12 protein-coding genes are annotated in these 20,393 nt (G+C 62.2%); 9 read left to right on the forward strand and 3 right to left on the reverse strand.

Going from position 1 to position 20,393, the window contains the following annotated elements; genetic code table 11:
- Positions 1-55: 55 nt before the first annotated feature.
- The 3 genes from H6B51_RS03955 to rpoB all read right to left on the reverse strand — a co-directional run bounded on the left by H6B51_RS03955 (position 56) and on the right by rpoB (position 9,016).
- The gene (locus H6B51_RS03955) at positions 56-1,429 is read right to left on the reverse strand and encodes a glycosyltransferase 87 family protein (protein ID WP_207753833.1); all 1,374 of its coding nucleotides are present in this window, start codon (positions 1,427-1,429) and stop codon (positions 56-58) included.
- A gap of 65 nt (positions 1,430-1,494) precedes the next feature.
- Positions 1,495-5,283, reverse strand: a complete 3,789-nt coding sequence (gene rpoC / locus H6B51_RS03960) for a DNA-directed RNA polymerase subunit beta' (protein WP_204882444.1) — start codon at positions 5,281-5,283, stop codon at positions 1,495-1,497.
- A 22-nt stretch (positions 5,284-5,305) separates the two neighbouring features.
- On the reverse strand, positions 5,306-9,016 hold the full coding sequence (gene rpoB, locus H6B51_RS03965) for a DNA-directed RNA polymerase subunit beta (RefSeq protein ID WP_204882445.1): 3,711 nt from the start codon (positions 9,014-9,016) through the stop codon (positions 5,306-5,308).
- 327 nt (positions 9,017-9,343) lie between these two features.
- Between rpoB and H6B51_RS03970 the strand changes: the two genes are divergently transcribed.
- The 9 genes from H6B51_RS03970 to tuf all read left to right on the forward strand — a co-directional run bounded on the left by H6B51_RS03970 (position 9,344) and on the right by tuf (position 20,311).
- Positions 9,344-10,684 (forward strand): sigma-54 interaction domain-containing protein, encoded by a 1,341-nt coding sequence (locus tag H6B51_RS03970; protein ID WP_204882446.1) that lies wholly within the window; start codon positions 9,344-9,346, stop codon positions 10,682-10,684.
- A 193-nt stretch (positions 10,685-10,877) separates the two neighbouring features.
- The gene (locus H6B51_RS03975) at positions 10,878-12,467 is read left to right on the forward strand and encodes an amidohydrolase (protein ID WP_243421122.1); all 1,590 of its coding nucleotides are present in this window, start codon (positions 10,878-10,880) and stop codon (positions 12,465-12,467) included.
- 38 nt (positions 12,468-12,505) lie between these two features.
- Positions 12,506-13,732 carry a M20 metallopeptidase family protein gene (locus H6B51_RS03980; RefSeq protein ID WP_207753834.1) on the forward strand — a complete coding sequence of 409 codons (1,227 nt, stop codon included), beginning with the start codon at positions 12,506-12,508 and terminating at the stop codon, positions 13,730-13,732.
- A 47-nt stretch (positions 13,733-13,779) separates the two neighbouring features.
- Positions 13,780-15,174 carry a YfcC family protein gene (locus tag H6B51_RS03985; RefSeq protein ID WP_204882447.1) on the forward strand — a complete coding sequence of 465 codons (1,395 nt, stop codon included), beginning with the start codon at positions 13,780-13,782 and terminating at the stop codon, positions 15,172-15,174.
- A gap of 223 nt (positions 15,175-15,397) precedes the next feature.
- Complete coding sequence (locus H6B51_RS03990) at positions 15,398-15,640, forward strand: ribosomal L7Ae/L30e/S12e/Gadd45 family protein (RefSeq protein WP_204882448.1); 243 nt, start codon at positions 15,398-15,400, stop codon at positions 15,638-15,640.
- Positions 15,641-15,714: 74 nt separating this feature from the next.
- Entirely contained in the window at positions 15,715-16,137 is a 423-nt protein-coding gene (gene rpsL, locus H6B51_RS03995) for a 30S ribosomal protein S12 (RefSeq protein WP_204882449.1), read from the forward strand.
- Between the two features lie 200 nt (positions 16,138-16,337).
- The gene (gene rpsG, locus H6B51_RS04000; RefSeq protein ID WP_204882450.1) at positions 16,338-16,808 is read left to right on the forward strand and encodes a 30S ribosomal protein S7; all 471 of its coding nucleotides are present in this window, start codon (positions 16,338-16,340) and stop codon (positions 16,806-16,808) included.
- 14 nt (positions 16,809-16,822) lie between these two features.
- Positions 16,823-18,928, forward strand: coding sequence for an elongation factor G (fusA, locus tag H6B51_RS04005; protein WP_204882451.1), 2,106 nt, complete (start codon positions 16,823-16,825; stop codon positions 18,926-18,928).
- Between the two features lie 180 nt (positions 18,929-19,108).
- Entirely contained in the window at positions 19,109-20,311 is a 1,203-nt protein-coding gene (gene tuf / locus H6B51_RS04010; RefSeq protein ID WP_204882452.1) for an elongation factor Tu, read from the forward strand.
- Positions 20,312-20,393: the final 82 nt, after the last annotated feature.

The raw sequence follows: 20,393 nt of genomic DNA on the forward strand, positions 1-20,393 counted from the left end.
TTTTAAAAACTGTAACCAAATTGTAACACGTTGTTTCTGATACGTCAACCGTTTTTTAGAGATTTGTTGGATTTTTCCCGCCTTGACCCCCTGGAGAAGGGAAAGTGGACAGGTGTTTTGCCAAAACCAGACAGCTCCACACCAGCGCGGCCAGTACCATCAGGCTCTCTCCCAGCATGGTGAAGACCTGATCGCACAGGTAGATGAGCAGGGTGTATTTCATCCGGAAGTAAGTGAGATAGGCGCTGAGTGAGGCCAGCTCCACCAGCACAGCCGCCGGCAGCCCGCGAAGAGAGGCGCAGGCCCAGGTCAAAGTGAGCACATCGGCCAGGAAGAAGTAGCGGTCATGCATATAGGGCAGCAAGAAGGGGACCCCAATGGTCAGCACCATCCCGCACAGCAGCAGTGTCCCGTCGTCCAGCCGATCCCGAAACAGAAAGGCGATTGCCAGCAGGATGGCCACCAGCAGGAAAGCTGCCAGAATGCCAAGCCGGGCCCAGGCAGTCTCGTCCACCTGGGCGCCATGGGGCAAAAAGGAATAGATGGAACCGCAGTTATAATTGAGAGAACCAGCTCCATCCATGGTTTGTCCCACATATATCCCCAGCACATCTCCAAGGGGCTTGCCCAGCAGCAGAGCGGGCACGCAGGTCACGGCATAGGCTGCGGGGGCCATCAAAAGATCCCGGAAGCGGGTGCGTTTGGCTATCCAAAAAATGGCCCACAGGGGGAGGATAAATACCGTTTGCAGCTTAAAGGAGAAGGCGATCCCCACCAGGGCGGCCGAGGTCTTGGGTTTGCCTTCCAGTGTACAGGCTAAGGCATGGATGGTGAGTGCCCCATAGATGGCGTCACACTGCCCCCAGTAGGCTCCATTAAGCATGACGGTGGGCAGCAGCAGCAGAGCGCAGAAACAAATCAAAGGGGGCAGCTTGTTTTGTCCGGAAAACCGCCCTGCCAATCGCAGCCCTCCCCAGGCCAGCGCCACATCGAAGCAGATGGAAAAAAGCTTGATGAGGTAGAGGTCGGGAAGGGGAATGTAGGAAATGGCGGCCAGGAAATAAAGATAGGGCACATTGTAATTGCCCACAGGAAGCTTGATGGCGGAGAAGCCGCCGTTGTCCCGGAAAAAGGCGGCCCATTGAGCCAGGAAAATTTGATAATCTTCCGAGGCATAATCCAGCATGGTTGAGCGCAGGAAAAAGGCAAGGCCAATGGGCAACAGGGAAATACACAGCTGCTCCGGGGCGTAGCCGGCCCGGCCGAGCAGCAACAGGGCCAAACCCGCCAGAACGACAAAGGTCAGGAACAGAACCGTGCTGGTGAAAAGGCCCCCCTGGGATAGGGCGGACAAAGGGAGCAAACTCAAACCCAACAGGGCAAGACCGGCGCCGCTGGCGGAAAGGGAAAATGGAGTGATTCGATTCATGACAGTACCTCAGGCTCATAGCAAGGGGGGCGCCGCTTGACGCGACGCCCCCAAAAAAGTCGGGATCAGAATTCCGCGCTGTCAGTCAGTTCCATCTCCCCGGCGGGAGTGGCATCCTCTTCCACCAGCATTTCCTCTTCGGGAGCCTCACCGCTCTGGGCGATGCCCTCGTCGTTCATCTGGTCGTACTTTCGGTACATGGACAGGCCGGAGCCGGCGGGGATCAGCTTACCGATGATGACGTTCTCCTTCAGGCCCAGCAGGTGGTCCACCTTACCCTTGATGGCCGCCTCGGTGAGCACCTTGGTGGTCTCCTGGAAGGAGGCGGCGGACAGGAAGGAGTCGGTGGCCAGAGAGGCCTTGGTGATGCCCATGAGCAGGCGGGTGCAGGTGGGCAGCCGCAGCTCCAGGCCGTCATTGGTCTCGCCGGCGTCGATGCGGGCCTGGACTGCCGCCTTGGCGTCCTCAAACTCGATGAGCTCAATGGTGGAGCCGGAGAGCAGGTCGGAGTCGCCGGCATCCTCTACTCGGACCTTGCGCATCATCTGGCGGCAGATGACCTCGATGTGCTTGTCGTTGATATCCACGCCCTGCTGACGGTAGGGCTTCTGCACTTCCTGGATCAGGTAGTCGTACACCGCGTGGATGCCCCGGACCCGAAGCACGTCCTGGGGATAGAGGGCGCCCTCAGTGAGGGCAAAGCCCTTCTCCACCTTGTCGCCGTGCTTGGCCCGCAGGCCGGCGTAGGGCAGCATATAGGTGACGGTCTCACCGTCGTCGGCGGTGATGGTCAGGTTGCACATGGAGTTGCGCTTGGCCTCCTCCAGGGTGACGGTGCCGCCCACCTCGGCCAGCTGGGCCATCTTCTTGGGCTTGCGGGCCTCGAACAGCTCCTCAACACGGGGAAGACCCTGGGTGATATCGCCGCCGGCCACGCCGCCGGTGTGGAAGGTACGCATGGTCAGCTGGGTACCGGGCTCGCCGATGGACTGGGCGGCGATGATGCCCACCGCCTCGCCGGCGCCCACAGGCTCGCCAATGGCCAGGTTGATGCCGTAGCACTTGGAGCATACTCCGCTGCGGGCCCGGCAGGTGAGCACGGAGCGGATCTTGACCTCGTGGATGCCGTGAGCCTCCAGCACCGCGGCGTCGTCGGCCTTGAGCATGGTGTGGTGGTCGAAGAGCACCTCGCCGGTCTGGGGATCGCAGATATCCTCCACGGGGTAGCGGCCCTTGAGCCGCTCGCCGAAGGTCTCGATGACCTGGCCGTTCTCCACGATCTCGCTGACCATGATGCCGTCGTCGGTGCCGCAGTCGTCCTCCCGGATGATGACCTCCTGGGACACGTCCACCAGGCGGCGGGTCAGGTAACCGGAGTCGGCGGTACGCAGAGCGGTGTCGGCCATGCCCTTCCGGGCGCCTCGGGAGGAGATGAAGTACTCCAGCACGGACAGGCCCTCACGGAAGTTGGACTTGATGGGGATCTCGATGGTGCGGCCGGAGGTGTCGGCCATCAGGCCGCGCATGCCGGCCAGCTGACGGATCTGGGCGGAGCTACCACGGGCGCCGGAGTCGGCCATCATCCAGATGGGGTTGTACCGGTCCAGACCGGCCATCAGGGCGTCGGTCACGTCCTTGGTGGTCTTTTCCCAGGCCTCCACCACCAGGCGGTACCGCTCGTCGTTGGTCAGGAAGCCGCGCTTGTACTGCCGCTCGATCTTGACGATCTCCTTCTCGGTGTTCTCGATAAGGCCATACTTCCGCTCGGGGATGGTCATGTCGTAGATGGACACGGTGAGGGAGCCCCGGGTGGAGAACTTGTAGCCCTTGGCCTTGATGGTGTCCAGCACCTCGGCGGACTTGGTGAAGCCGTGCTTGACGATGCACTTGTCGATGATCTTGCCCAGCTGCTTCTTGCCGGTGACGAAGTTGATCTCCGGCTCAAACATCTGCTCAGGATCGCTGCGGTCCACGAAGCCCAGGTCCTGGGGGATGCCCTCGTTGAAGATGAGCCGGCCCACGGTGGTGCGCACCAGCTTGTAGCGGGTCTGGCCGTCCACCTCCGCGGAGCGGCGAACCAGGATGGGCACATGGAGCTCCAGCTCCCCCTCGTCATAGGCCAGGCGGGCCTCGATGTCGCTGGCGAAGGTGTGGAACACCTCCCGGGGCAGCTGGCCGTCCTCGGTCTCGGCGCAGATGCCGGCGTAGGTGGGGATGTCGTCCAGAGAATTGGGGTTCTTCACCCACACCAGGTCGCCGGGGTTGAGAGCGCCCTCGTTGAGGGCGGCCTTCACGGCGGCCACGTCGGCGTAGGTCTCCTCGGCGGAGTGCTCGGCGTACTTCTCATAGGTCAGGTAGTAGGAGCCCAGCACCATGTCCTGGGTGGGCACGGTGACGGGGCCGCCGTCCTGGGGCCGCAGCAGGTTGTTGGCGGACAGCATCAGCACCCGGGCCTCGGTCTGGGCCTCGGCGGACAGGGGCACGTGGACGGCCATCTGGTCGCCGTCGAAGTCGGCGTTGAAGGCGGTACACACCAGGGGGTGGAGCTTGATGGCCCGGCCTTCCACCAGCACGGGCTCAAAAGCCTGGATGCCCAGACGGTGGAGGGTGGGGGCGCGGTTGAGCATGACGGGGTGGTCCTTGATGACGAACTCCAGGGCGTCCCAAACCTCGGCCTTGCCCTTATCCACCATCTTTTTGGCGGACTTGATGTTGTTGGCCAGGCCGTCCTCCACCAGCTTCTTCATGACGAAGGGGCGGAAGAGCTCGATGGCCATTTCCTTGGGCAGGCCGCACTGATAGATCTTCAGCTCGGGGCCCACCACGATGACGGAACGGCCGGAGTAGTCCACCCGCTTGCCCAGCAGGTTCTGACGGAACCGGCCCTGCTTGCCTTTCAGCATATCAGACAGGGATTTGAGGGCCCGGTTGTTGGCGCCGGTGACGGCGCGGCCACGGCGGCCGTTGTCGATCAGGGCGTCCACAGCCTCCTGCAGCATCCGCTTCTCGTTGCGGACGATGATGTCGGGGGCGTTGAGCTGGATCAGCCGCTTCAGACGGTTGTTGCGGTTGATGACCCGGCGGTACAGATCGTTCAGGTCGGAGGTGGCGAACCGGCCGCCGTCCAGCTGCACCATGGGGCGCAACTCGGGGGGGATGACAGGCAGCACATCGATGATCATCCACTCGGGCTTGTTGCCAGAGATGCGGAAGGCGTCCACCACTTCCAGACGCTTGACGATGCGGGCCTTCTTCTGGCCGGAGGCGTCCTTCAGCTCGGCCCGGAGGGAAGTGGACAGCTCCTCCAGGTCGATATCCTGGAGCAGCTTCTTCACCGCCTCGGCGCCCATGCCGGCCTCGAAGTCGTCCTCGTACTTCTCCCGCATGTCACGGTATTCCTTCTCGGAGAGGATCTGATTCTTGGCCAGAGGGGAGAAGCCGGGGTCAGTGACGATATAGCTGGCAAAATACAGGACCTTTTCCAGAATGCGGGGAGAGATATCCAGCAACAGGCCCATCCGGGAGGGGATGCCCTTGAAGTACCAGATGTGGGACACGGGGGCGGCCAGCTCGATGTGGCCCATCCGCTCACGGCGGACCTTGGCCCGGGTGACCTCCACGCCGCAGCGGTCGCAGATCTTGCCCTTGTAGCGGATCTTCTTGTACTTGCCGCAGTGGCACTCCCAGTCCTTGGTGGGCCCGAAGATGCGCTCACAGAACAGACCGTCCCGTTCCGGCTTCAGGGTGCGGTAGTTGATGGTCTCCGGCTTTTTCACCTCGCCGTAGGACCACTCACGGATCTGCTCCGGGGAGGCGATGCCGATCTTGATGGCGTCAAATTCAGCGTAACTCATATTTCTGCGCGTCCTCCCTTAGTTATTCCATATCGTCGCCGTCGGAGTAGTCGTCCGACTCGTCGTAATCGTCATCGCTGTCGTCCTCGATTTCCACAGCCAGGTCGTCGTCGTCGCTGCCCTCCTTGAGGGTGTAGCCCGCGGCGGCGAAATCGGACTCCCCACCGGCGTTGTAGCCGTAGAAGTCGTCATCGTCGTCCCGGAACTTGCCGGGCTGGTAGGTATCCTCGTCGTCGTCCTTCAGCTCGATCTCGTTGCCCTGGTCGTCCAGCACCTTCATATCCAGGCACAGGGACTGCAGCTCCTTGACCAGAACCTTGAAGGACTCGGGCACGCCGGGCTTGGGCACGTTGTGGCCCTTGACGATGGACTCGTAGGTGCGCACACGGCCGGTGACGTCGTCGGACTTGACGGTGAGGATCTCCTGCAGGGTGTAGGCGGCGCCGTAGGCCTCCAGGGCCCACACCTCCATCTCGCCGAAGCGCTGGCCGCCGAACTGGGCCTTGCCGCCCAGAGGCTGCTGGGTGACCAGGGAGTAGGGGCCGGTGGAGCGGGCGTGGATCTTGTCGTCCACCAGGTGGTGGAGCTTGAGGAAGTAGACGTAGCCCACGGTGACCGGGTTGTCAAACCGCTCGCCGGTGCGGCCGTCATACAGCCAGCTCTTGCCGTCGGGGCGCAGGCCGGCCATCTTCAGGGTCTCGGCGATGTCCTTCTCGTCGGCGCCGTTGAAGACGGGGGTGGCCACCTTCCAGCCCAGGGTCTTGGCGGCATAGCCCAGATGGACCTCCAGCACCTGACCGATGTTCATACGGGAGGGCACGCCCAGGGGGTTCAGCACGATGTCCAGGGGGGTGCCATCGGGCAGGAAGGGCATATCCTCCTGGGGCATGATGCGGGACACCACGCCCTTGTTGCCGTGGCGGCCGGCCATCTTGTCGCCCACGGAGATCTTCCGCTTCTGGGCGATATACACCCGGACCACCATGTTGACGCCGGGGGAGAGCTCGTCGCCCGCCTCCCGGGTAAAGACCTTCACGTCCACGATGATGCCGCTCTCGCCGTGGGGCACCTTCAGGGAGGTGTCGCGGACCTCCCGGGCCTTTTCACCAAAGATGGCCCGGAGCAGCCGCTCCTCGGCGGTGAGGTCGGTCTCGCCCTTGGGGGTGACCTTGCCCACCAGGATATCGCCGGCGTGGACCTCGGCGCCCACCCGGATGATGCCCCGCTCGTCCAGATCCTTCAGAGCGTCGTCGCCCACGTTGGGGATGTCCCGGGTGATCTCCTCGGGGCCCAGCTTGGTGTCGCGGGACTCGGTCTCGTACTCCTCGATGTGGATGGAGGTAAACACGTCCTCCTTCACCATCCGCTCGTTGAGCAGGATGGCGTCCTCGTAGTTGTAGCCTTCCCAGGTCATAAAGCCCATGAGGATGTTCTTGCCCAGGGCGATCTCGCCGTTGGAGGTGGAGGGGCCGTCCACGATGACCTCGCCCTTTTCCACCCGCTGACCGGCGTTGACGATGGGCCGCTGGTTGATGCAGGTGCCGTGGTTGGAGCGCAGGTACTTGGTGAGCTTATACTCCTCCACCCGGCCGCTGTCGTACCGGACGGTGACGTACTGGGCGGACACCTTGGTGACCACGCCGTCCTCCTCGGCCAGAATGGCCACCTCGGAGTCCACGCAGTTCTTGTGCTCCTGTCCGGTGGCCACGATGGGGGCCTCGGTGGTGAGCAGGGGCACGGCCTGCCGCTGCATGTTGGCGCCCATCAGGGCCCGGTTGGCGTCGTCGTTCTCCAGGAAGGGGATCTGGGCGGTAGCGATGGAGAACATCATCTTGGGGGACACGTCGATATAGTCCACCTGGTCCCGGTCCACGTCGATGATCTCGTTGCGGTGGCGGCAGGTGATACGGGCGTTCTTCAGGCAGCCGTTCTCGTCCAAGGGCTCGGTGGCCTGGGCAATGGTGAACTCGTCCTCCATGTCGGCGGTCATATACTCCACCTGGTCGGTGACGAAGCCGGTGGCCTTATCCACCTTCCGATAGGGAGCCTCGATGAAGCCGTACCGGTTGATGCGGGCGTAGGAGGCCATATAGGAGATCAGACCGATGTTGGGACCTTCGGGGGTCTCGATGGGGCACAGGCGGCCATAGTGGGAGTAGTGGACGTCTCGCACATCGAAGGAGGCCCGGTCACGGGACAGACCGCCGGGGCCCAGGGCGGACATACGGCGCTTGTGGGTCAGCTCGGCCAGGGGGTTGGTCTGGTCCATGAACTGGCTCAGGGGGGAGGAGCCGAAAAATTCCTTAATGGCGGCGGTGACGGGGCGGATGTTGATGAGGGACTGGGGGGTGACGATATCCAGGTCCTGGATGGTCATCCGCTCCCGGATCACCCGCTCCATGCGGGAGAAGCCGATACGGAACTGGTTCTGGAGCAGCTCGCCCACGCAGCGCAGGCGGCGGTTGCCCAGGTGGTCGATGTCGTCGGCGTTGCCCACCCCATTGGCCAGGCAGTTGAGATAGTTGATGGAGGCCATGATGTCATCCACAATGATGTGCTTGGGGATGAGATCGTCGATGCGCTCCTTGATGGCGTCCTTCAGCTCCTCGCCGGAATAGTTGGCCAGCAGCTCCTGGAGGACGGTGAAGCGGACCTTCTCGGTGACGCCGCACTCAGCGGGGTCGAAGTCCACGAAGTTCTTCATGTCCACCATGTGGTTGGAGAACACCTTCACCTGCACCCCGTCCAGGTCCAGCACGGCCTCGTTGACGCCCTTGGCGTCCAGCTCCATGGCCCGCTCCCGGGTCAGGGTCTCGCCGGGCTCGGCCAGCAGCTCGCCGGTCATGGGGTCCACCACCGGCATGGCCAGGGTATGGCCGGACAGGCGGGTCCAGATGGACAGCTTCTTGTTGAACTTATACCGGCCCACGGCGGACAGATCGTACCGGCGGGGGTCAAAGAAGAGGGCACCCAGCAGGCTCTCGGCGGAGTCCACCGTGGGGGGCTCGCCGGGGCGCAGCTTGCGGTAGATCTCCAGCAGGGCCTCCTCATAGGTCTTGCAGGCGTCCTTCTCCAGGGTGGCAACGATGCGGGGGTCGTTGCCGAAGAGCTCCAGGATCTCGGGGTCGGTCTTGGGGCCCACCGCCCGGATCAGGCAGGTGATGGGCAGCTTGCGGTTCTTGTCGATGCGGACATAGAAAATGTCGGAGAGGTCGGTCTCATACTCCAGCCAGGCGCCCCGGTAGGGGATGACGGTGGTGGCGTACACCACATTGCCCGTCTTGTCCTCGGTACGGGAGTAGTAGATGCCGGGGGAGCGGACGATCTGGGAGACGATGACCCGCTCGGCGCCGTTGATGACAAAGGTGCCGGATTTGGTCATCAGGGGGAAATCCCCCATGAAGATCTCCTGCTCCTTCATCTCATCGGTCTCTTTGTTGCGCAGGCGCACCCACACCTTGATGGGGGCGGCGTAGGTGGCGTCCCGGGCCTTGCACTCCTCCACGGAGTATTTGGGGGGCTCATCCATGGAGTAGTCGATGAAGCTCAGCTCCAGGTTGCCGGCGTAGTCGGTGATGGAGGCCACATCCTTAAAGACCTCCCGCAGTCCCGTGTCCAGGAACCACTGGTAGGAGTTCTTCTGCACCTCCAGCAGGTTGGGCATCTGCAGGATCTCCTCATGGCGGGCAAAGCTCTTGCGGAGGGTCTTGCCAAAGTAGACGTCCTTGACCATCGTAGAAAAAACACCTCGATTTCAATGTCTGGAGCCGATCCCGCCAGGGGAAGGCCCCGATTTGGCCTGCTGCTTTCCGTCAAATCATACAAATAGGGGTGGGAACGGCTGGGACGAACTCCCGGCCGCGTTGATAAAATATCCTGATTTCCTCTTGCGCTTTTGCCTGTCCTGTGTTACACTATCTCCAGCGTAATATGGGATGGTAGGCGCAGTTTGGAAAATAAGAGCATTTAAGTATACCATGCCGCCGCTGTGAAAGTCAACCATAACCATGCGAAAATCTGGAGCGATCCAGATTTTTTTCTTTATCAGGGGGGATCGGGTATGTGGAAGCCCTTTCTGGAGCAGCTGGGCGAGATCATCCGGGTGTGCGAGGACACCGACGGGGTGCTGCTGGCCAACAGGGACGGCATCGTGGAGTTCCAGCGGATCTTTGTGGACAAGCTGTGGCAGTCCGGTGAGACGGTGGGCAAGCACATCTTTGACCTCTACCCCGAGCTGGACGAGGAGAGCAGCACCATCCTCCAGGCCCTGAAAACGGGCAAGCCTACCTTTAATGTATTGCAGGACATCAACAACCGCCGGGGGGAGCGGGTGCTGCTGGAGTCCACCACCCTGCCCATCGTGGTGGACGACCAGGTGGTGGGGGTGATGGACTCCTCCAAGTTCCACGTCATCGACCAGCGGATCATCCGGGGGGAGATGGGGGTGTCCACCCTGGACCGGATCATTACCCAGGACCCGGCCATGCTGGCCCTGAAGGCCCGCATCCGGGACGCGGCCAAGCTGGACTCTACTGTGCTCATCTATGGGGAGACCGGCACCGGCAAGGAGCTGGTGGCCGAGTCCCTCCACAGCGAGGGCCGCCGGGCGGACAAGCCCTTCGTGTCCCAGAACTGTGCCGCTATCCCGGCCAACCTGCTGGAGAGCCTGTTCTTTGGTACCGAGAAAGGGTGCTATACCGGCGCCCTCACCCGAAAGGGCCTGCTGGAGGAGGCTGACGGAGGCACCCTCTTCCTGGACGAGATCAACTCCATGGAGATCAATCTCCAGGCCAAATTATTAAAGGTATTGGAGGAGAAGAAGGTGCGCCGGCTGGGGGGCAGCCGGGATATCCCCTTTGACGTGCGTATCGTGGCAGCGGTGAACGAGGAGCCCGCCAAGCTCATCCGGGAAAAGAGGATGCGGGAGGATCTGTATTATCGCCTGGGGGTGGTACGCCTCACCCTGCCGCCCCTGCGGGAGCGGCCGGGGGACATCCCCCTGCTGGCCCGGTTCTTCCTGGACCGGTTCAACCGGGAGATGGACCGGCGGCTGGAGGGGATCAGCGACCTGGCCCTCCGGCGGATGGAGCAGTACAGCTGGCCGGGCAACGTGCGGGAGCTGCAGAACGTGGTGGAGGGGGCCTTCTCTGCCTCCCGGTCCGGCTTGCTGACGGCGGAATATCTGGAGGAGCGGCTGAGGCTGCCCCTCCGGCAGGCGGAGGACAGCCCGGAGCCGGTTCAGCTGGAGGAGGGGTTCTCCCTGCCCCGGGCGGTGGAGCGGTACGAGCGGGAGCTGGTGCGCCAGGCCCTGGAGCAGTCCACCTCTCTGTCCCAGGCTGCCCGGCTGCTGGGGATCTCCCGGCAGAACCTGAAGTACAAGATGCAAAAATTTTTGCTGTAAAAAATTTTGCCGGTGCAAAAAATTTTGCCTCCCATCGGGAGGCATTGTGTGCGCCAGACCGCGCCCGCGCAGGGGACCGGAGCCCGCCGGCCCTTATGCCCCAGGCGGTCTGGCGCTTTTTTGTGGAGAGCGGGCAGGTTGGCACGGCCTTTGCATTTGAATTTAGACAAATCAAACAAACGAGGAAAGGAAGATGGATATGAGGGTCCTGCGTTACAACGGCATTGTCACCTCCATGGACAGCGCCATGACCCGCTATGAGGCCATCGGCACCGAGGAGGGCAAGATTGTCTTTCTGGGCTCCAGCCGGGAGGGCCTGGCCCAGAGCTGGGATCAGACCACAGACCTGGGCGGGGCCATGGTGCTGCCCGGCTTCAACGACACCCACATGCACCTGCTCCACTACGCTATGTTCCGCCGGAACGTGCCCCTCTTCGGGGTCAAGACCATTGATGAGGTGGTGGACCGCTGCAAGGCCCGGATCCAGGCGGAGCGCCCGGACTACCTCATTGGCATGGGTTGGAACCAGGAGACCATGGAGGAGGGTCGGCTGCTGACCCGGGCGGACATGGACCGGATCTCCACTGATATCCCGGTGTGCATGCTGCGCACCTGCATCCACATTGCCGCCTGCAACTCGGTAATGCTGGAGCGTATCCGGGCGCTGAAAGATGTGGATCCGGAGGTGATGGCCCTGGTGGACTTTGAGAAGGGAATCCTCCGGGAGAATGCTGCCCGGCTGTACATGGACGTGCTGCCCCAGGCTGACGACGCCTATGTGCGCCAGCTCATCACCGAGGGCCAGCGGGCCCTCAACGCCGCCGGCATCACCTGCGTCCACTCCGACGACCTGATGGCCATTGCCGGCATGGATCCCATCCGACTTATCGGTATCTTTCGGGAGATGGAGGCCGACAGGGCCTTGACAGTGCGGGTTTACGAGCAGTGCCTGGTGGAGCCGGAGGACTTCGAGCGACTCAAGGGGGTGCGCAGCGATCCCGCCGACCGCACCAGCTTTTTCCGTACCGGCCCCCGCAAGCTGCTCCAGGACGGCTCCCTGGGGGCCAAGTCTGCCGAGATGGTGGACGGTTATGTGGACGACCGGGACAACCACGGCATCCCCATTTACACCGAGGAGGAGCTGCTCCGCCGGGTGAAAGCCGCCCACGACGCCCACATGGACGTGGCGGTCCACGCCATCGGAGATCTGGCCCTGAAAAAGGTGTGCGACGCGGTGGAGGGGGCGGAGCAGGCAAACCCCTGGCCGGATCATCGCCACGGCATCGTCCACGCCCAGACCACCACCCCTGCTCTGCTGGATCGGATGAAGGCTCTGGGGCTCCAGGCCTATATCCAGCCCATCTTCATCGACGCCGATATGAACATCATCGCCCAGCGGGTGGGGGAGGAGCATGCAAAGGATTGCTATAACTGGAAGGCAATGGAGGATTTGGGCCTCCGGGTCAGCGGCGGCTCCGACTGCCCGGTGGAGCCCTTCGACGTGCTGGACAACATGCGCTCCGCCATCACCCGGCAGAACCGGGCGGGGGACAAGACCTACCTGCCGGAGCAGGCCCTCACTGTGGAGCAGGCGGTGCGGTTGTTCACCTCCGACGCCGCCTGGCCCAGCCGGGACGAGGGGGTCCGGGGCACCCTGGAGCTGGGCCGTCAGGCTGACCTGGTGGTATTGGATCAGGACCTGTTTGCCATTGACCCCGCGACCTTCCCTCAGGTGAAGGTACTGGAGACCGTGCTCAACGGGATCACTGTGTATCATGCGTAACGCGGGCCGCCGCGAACCATAGAAAGGAGCGTTTTTCTATGAACCAGATGCTGGAGAAGGCCAAAGCCATCCAGGAGCAGATCATCGCCCACCGGCGGTGCCTGCACCAGATCCCCGAAGTGGGCGTGTACACCCCCAAAACGGCGGAGTACGTGAAGGGGCAGCTGAAGGAGATGGGGATCCCCTGCCGGGACTGCGGGGTCCACTCCCAGGAGGACCGGGAGAAGATGGTGTTCGCCGGCTACCCCGACGCCCCTACCTCCACCGGCGTGGTGGGCCTCATCGGCAAGGGGGAAGGACCCTGCATCCTGCTGCGGGCCGATATGGACGGCCTGCCTATGGAGGAGACCACCGGCCTGGACTTTGCCGCCAAAGGGAATACCGCCCACATGTGCGGCCACGACGCCCACGCCGCCATGCTGCTGGGCGCGGCCCGCATCCTCAAGGACATGGAGGATCAGCTCCCCGGCACGGTAAAGCTCATGTTCCAGCCCGGCGAGGAGATGGGCTACGGCTCCCGCACCATGGTGGAGGACGGCCTGCTGGAGAATCCGAAGGTGGACGCCGCCATGGCCCTGCACGTGGGGCCCCAGGTGGAAGTGGGCAAGCTGGACTATTCTCCCGGCGTGGCCTCCGGCGCCATGGCCACCTTTATCGTCAGCATCCAGGGCCGGGGCGGCCACTCCTCCGAGCCGCAGAAGACGGTGGACCCGGTGAACATTGCCACCCAGGTGTGCTCCGCCCTGAACATGCTCATCCCCCGGGAGGTGGACCCGGAGGCCTTCGCCACCATGACGGTGGGCGCCCTCAACGGCGGCCACGCCTCCAACATCATCCCCGACACCGCGGAGATCATGGTCTCCTTCCGCACCCTGAGCCCTGAGGCCTACGACCACCTGATCGAGCGCATCCCCGAAATTCTGGACCACTACGTGGCGGCCTGGCACGGCAGCTACACCACCCGGGTGCTCAAGACCCCCAGCACCGTGTGCGACCAGACCTTCTCCGAGGAGCTGGTCCCCTTCGTGGAGGAGATCCTGGGCCAGGGCAACGTCAAGCCCGTGCCTCCCATGAAGGGGGCCGAGGACTTCGGCCACGTGACCCGGCTGGTGCCCGGCTTCTACGCCTTCATGGGCGCCGGCGCCCCCGACCACTACCCCCTGCACAACCCCAACATGGTGCTGGACGAGAGCGCCTTCCCCCTGGGCTCCGCCATCCTGGCCAACTGCGCCGTGGAGTGGCTGAAGAAACACGCCGGTAAGTAACCACCCCTCCGGCTCCGCCGGAAACACGCAAGAGGAGGTTTTTGAGAATGGGAAACACACTGGAAAAGAAGAAAAGAGGCTTTAGTCTGCCCCACGTGTACATCGTCATCCTGATTCTGATGCTCATCATCACCGCGATGACCTACATCATCCCCGCCGGCACCTACGCCCGGGACGCCGTCACCGGCGCCGTGGACCCCGACAACTTCACCTATATCGACCAGACCCCTGTGGGCTTTCTGCAGTTCTTCACTTCGCTGCATCAGGGCATCGTGGAGAGCTCCAACATCATCGGCTCCGTGCTGCTGATCAGCGGCTGCATCCAGATCATCAACATGACCGGCGCCTTCTCCGCCGGCATCCAGGCCCTGATCCAGAAGACCAACGGCAAGGGCATCATCATGGTGGTGCTGTTCTTCACCCTGTTCGTTGGCCTGGGCGTCATCGGCTACCTGGACGCGCTGTATCCCTTCTACCCCATTATCATCTCCCTGTTCATCACCCTGGGCTATGATAAGATGGTGGGCACCGCGGTCATCCTGCTGTCCACCGCCGTGGGCTTCACCTGCGGCATGGTCAACCCCTACACCACCGGCGTGGCCCAGACTCTGGTGGGCCTGCCCATGTACTCCGGCATCGGCTTCCGCGCCGTGGGCCTGGTGGTGTTCTATGTCATCGCCCTGTTCTTCCTGCTGCGCTACTGCATCCAGATCAAAAAGGACCCCAAGAACAGCATCATGGGCGAGAACTATCTGGAGGAGCAGACCGCTCCCATGGAGTTTGAGAAGGGCCTGGTCTTTGACGGCAAGCGGGTGGTCCTCATCGTCCTCTTCCTGGCCACCGTGCTGCTCACCGTGGTGGGCTCCCTCCAGTGGAAGTGGGGCCTGCCGGAGATCGCCGCCATCTACTTCCCCGTGACCATCATCGGCGTCATCCTCTTCAGGATCAACCCCTCCCAGGCCTGCGTGGAGTTCGGCAAGGGCATGGCGGGCACCATCGCCCCCACCATGGTCATCGGCTTCAGCCGGGCGGTGTCCGTGCTCCTCACCGAGGGCAACATCACCGACACCATCATCCACGCCGTCTCCGGCGTGCTGGAGGGCAAGAGCCCCGTTATCACCCTGCTCATCATCTTCCTGTTCGTCACCGGCTTCAACTTCTTCGTGGCCTCCGGCAGCGGCAAGGCCGTGGTCATGATGCCCATCCTCCAGCCCCTGGGCCAGGTGCTGGGCATCAACCAGCAGGTGCTGGTGCTGGCCTACCAGTACGGCGACGGCTTCACCAACACCTTCTGGCCCACCGCCGCTCTGCTGCAGCTCTCCCTGTGCGGCATGGACTACGGCCGCTGGTTCAAGTTCGCCTGGAAGGTCTACGCCTGCCTGATCGCCTCCGGCTTCATCCTGATCGTCATCGCCAACGCCATCGGCTACGGGCCCTTCTGATTTCCTCCCGACTCCCCCCGGAAGGGCGGTCCGCTCCGTGCGGGCCGCCCTTCCGGCATTCCGACGGGGAAAAGGCGGAAAAGCCTTGGAAATCCAGTGATTTTCTGATTGACTTCCCTTTTGGGGTATGATATAATCCGGAATTGCGCAGGTGTGCCTGCCAGGGCCGAACAGAGGAGAAAAGTTCCTGATTTGGCCCATGAGACCGGAAGGAGGCGTCCTGATGTTGACGGCGCTGAAGCAAGGACCAAGGGTGGTCGGCGTCAAGCAGACCAAAAGAGCCATCAACGACGGGAAAGCCGCCTGTGTCTACCTGGCGGGCGACGCCGATCCCAGAGTGACCGCCCCGGTGGAGACCCTGTGCGCGGAAAAGGGGATCCCCGTGGAACGGGTGGCCCAGATGAAGGAACTGGGCTCCGCCTGCGGCATCGCCGTGGGCAGCGCGGTGGCCGCGCTGCTCCATTGATCTGGTTTTAACGGTATAATTTTTGATTATCCCGTTAAAATATAAGTCTCAGAATCATAGAAAGGAGGAAAACCATGCCTACGTTTAACCAGCTCGTGCGTAAGGGACGGGAAGCCGTGACCTACAAGTCCAACTCCCCCGCCATGCAGAAGGGCCTGAACACCCTGAAGAACCGTGAGACCGACCTGCCTTCTCCCCAGAAGAGAGGTGTGTGCACCGCTGTTCGTACCTCCACCCCGAAGAAGCCTAACTCCGCCCTGCGGAAGATCGCCCGTGTGCGTCTGACCAACGGCTACGAGGTTACCGCTTATATTCCCGGTGTGGGCCACAACCTGCAGGAGCACTCCGTGGTTATGATCCGCGGCGGCCGTGTCAAGGACCTGCCCGGCGTTCGTTACCACATCATCCGCGGCACTCTGGATGCCCAGGGCGTTGCCAACCGGATGCAGGCCCGTTCCAAGTACGGCGCCAAGCGGCCCAAGGCCGGCAAGAAGTAATTTCAAGGAAATTATTTCTCAACCATCTGAATGAATCAACGCGCGTCAAGCGCAAGGCAGTTGTCCTTGCAAAAAGCGCTTTCCTATATAGATAGGGGCGTTTTCTGTGGGGCACTGGACAAGCAGGCACTTGTCTTACACGGGGGCGTTCATACGCCTTCGAGTACCTATGAAATCATACTATGAAGGAGGGAAGCAAAGTGCCCAGAAGAGGAAACGTACCCAAGCGGGAGGTTCTGCCCGATCCCATGTACAACTCCGTCCTGGTGACCAAGCTGGTCAACAGCATCATGCTGGACGGTAAGAAGGGCGTGGCCCAGAAGGTGGTCTACGGAGCTTTCGACATCATCAAGGAGAAGACCGACAAGGATCCCCTGGACGTGTTCACCACCGCTCTGGAGAACATCATGCCGTCCCTGGAGGTCAAGGCCCGCCGCGTGGGCGGCGCCACCTACCAGGTGCCCATCGAGGTCCGGCCCGAGCGCCGGCAGACCCTGGGTCTGCGGTGGCTGACCAACTACTCCCGCGCCCGCAGCGAGAAGACCATGAAGGAGCGCCTGGCCGGCGAGATCATGGACGCCGCCAACAACCTGGGTTCCGCCGTCAAGAAGCGTGAGGACACCCATAAGATGGCCGAGTCCAACAAGGCCTTCGCCCACTATCGCTGGTAAGAAGGAGTTAGAGTATGCCTAGGAAAGTTACCTTAGAGAACACCAGAAACATTGGCATCATGGCTCACATCGACGCCGGCAAGACCACCACCACCGAGCGAATCCTGTACTACACCGGTGTCAACTACAAGATCGGTGAGACCCATGACGGCACCGCCACCATGGACTGGATGGCTCAGGAGCAGGAGCGCGGCATCACCATCACCTCCGCCGCCACCACCTGCTATTGGACCGGGTCCAAGCAGCAGTTCCCCCAGACCCGTATCAACATCATCGACACCCCGGGCCACGTGGACTTCACCGTGGAGGTGGAGCGCTCCCTGCGCGTGCTGGACGGCTCCGTCACCGTCATGTGCGCCAAGGGCGGCGTGGAGCCCCAGTCCGAGACTGTGTGGCGCCAGGCAGACCACTACAAGGTCCCCCGCATGATCTACGTCAACAAGATGGACATCATGGGTGCCGATTTCTACAACGTGCTCAACATGATCCATGACCGGCTGAAGTGTAACGCCGTGCCCATCCAGCTGCCCATCGGCTCCGAGGATACCTTCAAGGGCATCATCGATCTGGTGGAGATGGACGCCGACATCTACTATGACGAGCTGGGCAAGGACATGCGTGTGGAGGAGATCCCCGCCGACATGATGGAGCTGGCCCAGGAGTACCGCACCAAGCTGGTGGACGCCTGCGCCGACATCGACGACGAGATCATGGAGCTGGCCCTGGAAGAGAAGCCTATCCCCGAGGAGATGCTCCGCCGGGCTCTGCGCAAGGGCACCATTGAGAACCTGCTGGTCCCCGTGACCTGCGGCACCTCTTACCGCAACAAGGGCGTGCAGAAGCTGCTGGACGCCATCGTGGACTTCATGCCCTCCCCCCTGGACATCCCCGCCATCAAGGGTGTGGATCCCGACACCGAGGAAGAGGACGAGCGTCCCGCCGATGACAACGCCCCCTTCTCCGCTCTGGCGTTCAAGATCATGACCGACCCCTACGTGGGCCGTCTGTCCTTCTTCCGTGTGTACTCCGGTAAGCTCACCACCGGTTCCACCGTGCTCAACAGCACCAAGAACCAGCGGGAGCGCATGGGCCGCATCCTGCAGATGCACGCCAACCACCGGGAGGATATCGAGGAGGTCTACTCCGGCGACATCGCCGCCGCCGTGGGTCTGAAGAACACCACCACCGGCGACACCCTGTGCGACGACAAGGCTCCCATCATCCTGGAGTCCATGGAGTTCCCCGACCCCGTCATCCGGGTGGCCATCGAGCCCAAGACCAAGGCCGGTCAGGAGAAGATGGGCATCGCTCTGGTGAAGCTGGCCGAGGAGGATCCCACCTTCAAGACCTACACCGACGAGGAGACCGGTCAGACCATCATCGCCGGCATGGGCGAGCTCCACCTGGAGATCATCGTGGACCGTCTGCTCCGGGAGTTCAAGGTGGAGGCCAACGTGGGCGCGCCCCAGGTGGCCTACAAGGAGACCATCAAGAAGAGCGTGGAGCAGGACACCAAGTATGCCCGTCAGTCCGGCGGTAAGGGCCAGTACGGCCATGTCCGCATCACCGTGGAGCCCAACGAGCCCGGTAAGGGCTATGAGTTCCTCAACGAGATCACCGGTGGTGTCATCCCCAAGGAGTATATCCCCGCCGTTGACGCCGGTATCCAGGGGGCCATGCAGGCCGGTATTCTGGCCGGTTATCCCGTTGTGGATGTGAAGGTCCACCTGACCTTCGGCTCCTACCACGAGGTGGACTCCTCCGAGATGGCCTTTAAGATCGCCGGTTCCATGGCCTTTAAGGAGGCCTGCCGCAAGGCCAACGCCGTGCTGCTGGAGCCTGTGATGAAGGTTTCCGTCATCGTGCCTGACGAGTACCTGGGCAACGTCATCGGCGACCTGACCAGCCGCCGCGGCATGATCCAGGGCCAGGAGAGCCGCCCCGGCGCCACCCAGGTGGACGCCCTGGTGCCTCTGGCCAGCATGTTCGGCTACGCCACTGACCTGCGCTCCTCCACTCAGGGCCGCGGCCAGTACTCCATGGAGCCCCACAGCTATGTGGAGATCCCCAAGAGCATTGCCGACAAGATCATTGCCGAGCGGGGCCGTAAGGAAGACTGATTTTCAGCTAACCGGACGGCGGAGGGCGCCGGAAGGCCCCTCCGCACCGCCGGTGTCATTGCTTTTCCTGGAAAAGCAAAATAAAAGTGTTGCATTTTACCCTGCAATGCTATACAATATTTTCGCATTTATGTGGAAATGACTCTCACTCATTTTGAGCAATTAAGGAGGACACTTAAAATGGCTAAGGCTAAATTTGAGCGTACCAAGCCCCATGTCAACATTGGCACCATCGGCCACGTTGACCACGGCAAGACCACTCTGACCGCCGCTATCACCAAGTATCTGGCTCTGAAGGGTCAGGCCCAGTATGAGGATTACTCCAGCATCGATAAGGCTCCCGAGGAGCGCGAGCGCGGTATCACCATCAACACTGCCCACGTGGAGTACGAGACTGACGCCCGTCACTATGCCCACGTTGACTGCCCGGGCCACGCCGACTATATCAAGAACATGATCACCGGCGCTGCTCAGATGGACGGCGCTATCCTGGTCATCGCCGCCACCGACGGCCCCATGGCTCAGACCCGTGAGCACATCCTGCTGGCCCGTCAGGTGGGCGTGCCCGCCATCGTGGTCTTCCTGAACAAGTGCGATCAGGTGGACGACGAGGAGCTGCTGGAGCTGGTTGAGATGGAGGTCCGTGAGGTCCTGTCCAAGTACGAGTTCCCCGGCGACGACATCCCCATCATCAAGGGTTCCGCTCTGAACGCCCTGACCTGCGAGTCCGGCAATGTGGACGATCCCGACTTCGCCTGCATCAAGGAGCTGATGGACGCTGTCGACTCCTATATCCCCACTCCTCCCCGCGACGACACCCTGCCCTTCCTGATGCCCGTTGAGGACGTGTTCACCATCACCGGCCGCGGCACCGTGGCTACCGGTCGTGTGGAGCGCGGCGTCATCAAGATGAACGAGGAAGTGGAGATCGTTGGCCTGACCGACGAGAAGAAGAAGACCGTCGTTACCGGCATCGAGATGTTCCGCAAGCTGCTGGACTACGCTGAGGCCGGCGACAACATCGGCACCCTGCTGCGCGGCGTTGCCAAGACCGACATCGAGCGCGGCCAGGTTCTGTGTAAGCCCAACTCCATCCACCCCCACACCAAGTTCACCGGCCAGGTGTACGTCCTGAGCAAGGACGAGGGCGGCCGTCACACCCCCTTCTTCAACAACTATCGTCCTCAGTTCTACTTCCGTACCACCGACGTTACCGGCGTCATCACTCTGCCCGAGGGCACTGAGATGTGCATGCCCGGCGACAACGTGGACATGAAGGTGGAGCTGATCACCCCCATCGCCATTGAGAAGGGCCTGCGTTTCGCTATCCGTGAGGGTGGCCGTACCGTGGGTTCCGGCGTTGTTATCGACATCGAGGAGTAATCAATACTCCCTAAAAGAGGACCTGCCTTGCGGCAGGTCCTCTTTGTTTATAGGAGGGTGGCCGACCGAAGGAAAAGCGTTG

It is taken from the genome of Pseudoflavonifractor phocaeensis (genome assembly GCF_016901955.1).
GTDB lineage: Bacteria > Bacillota > Clostridia > Oscillospirales > Oscillospiraceae > Flavonifractor > Flavonifractor phocaeensis_A.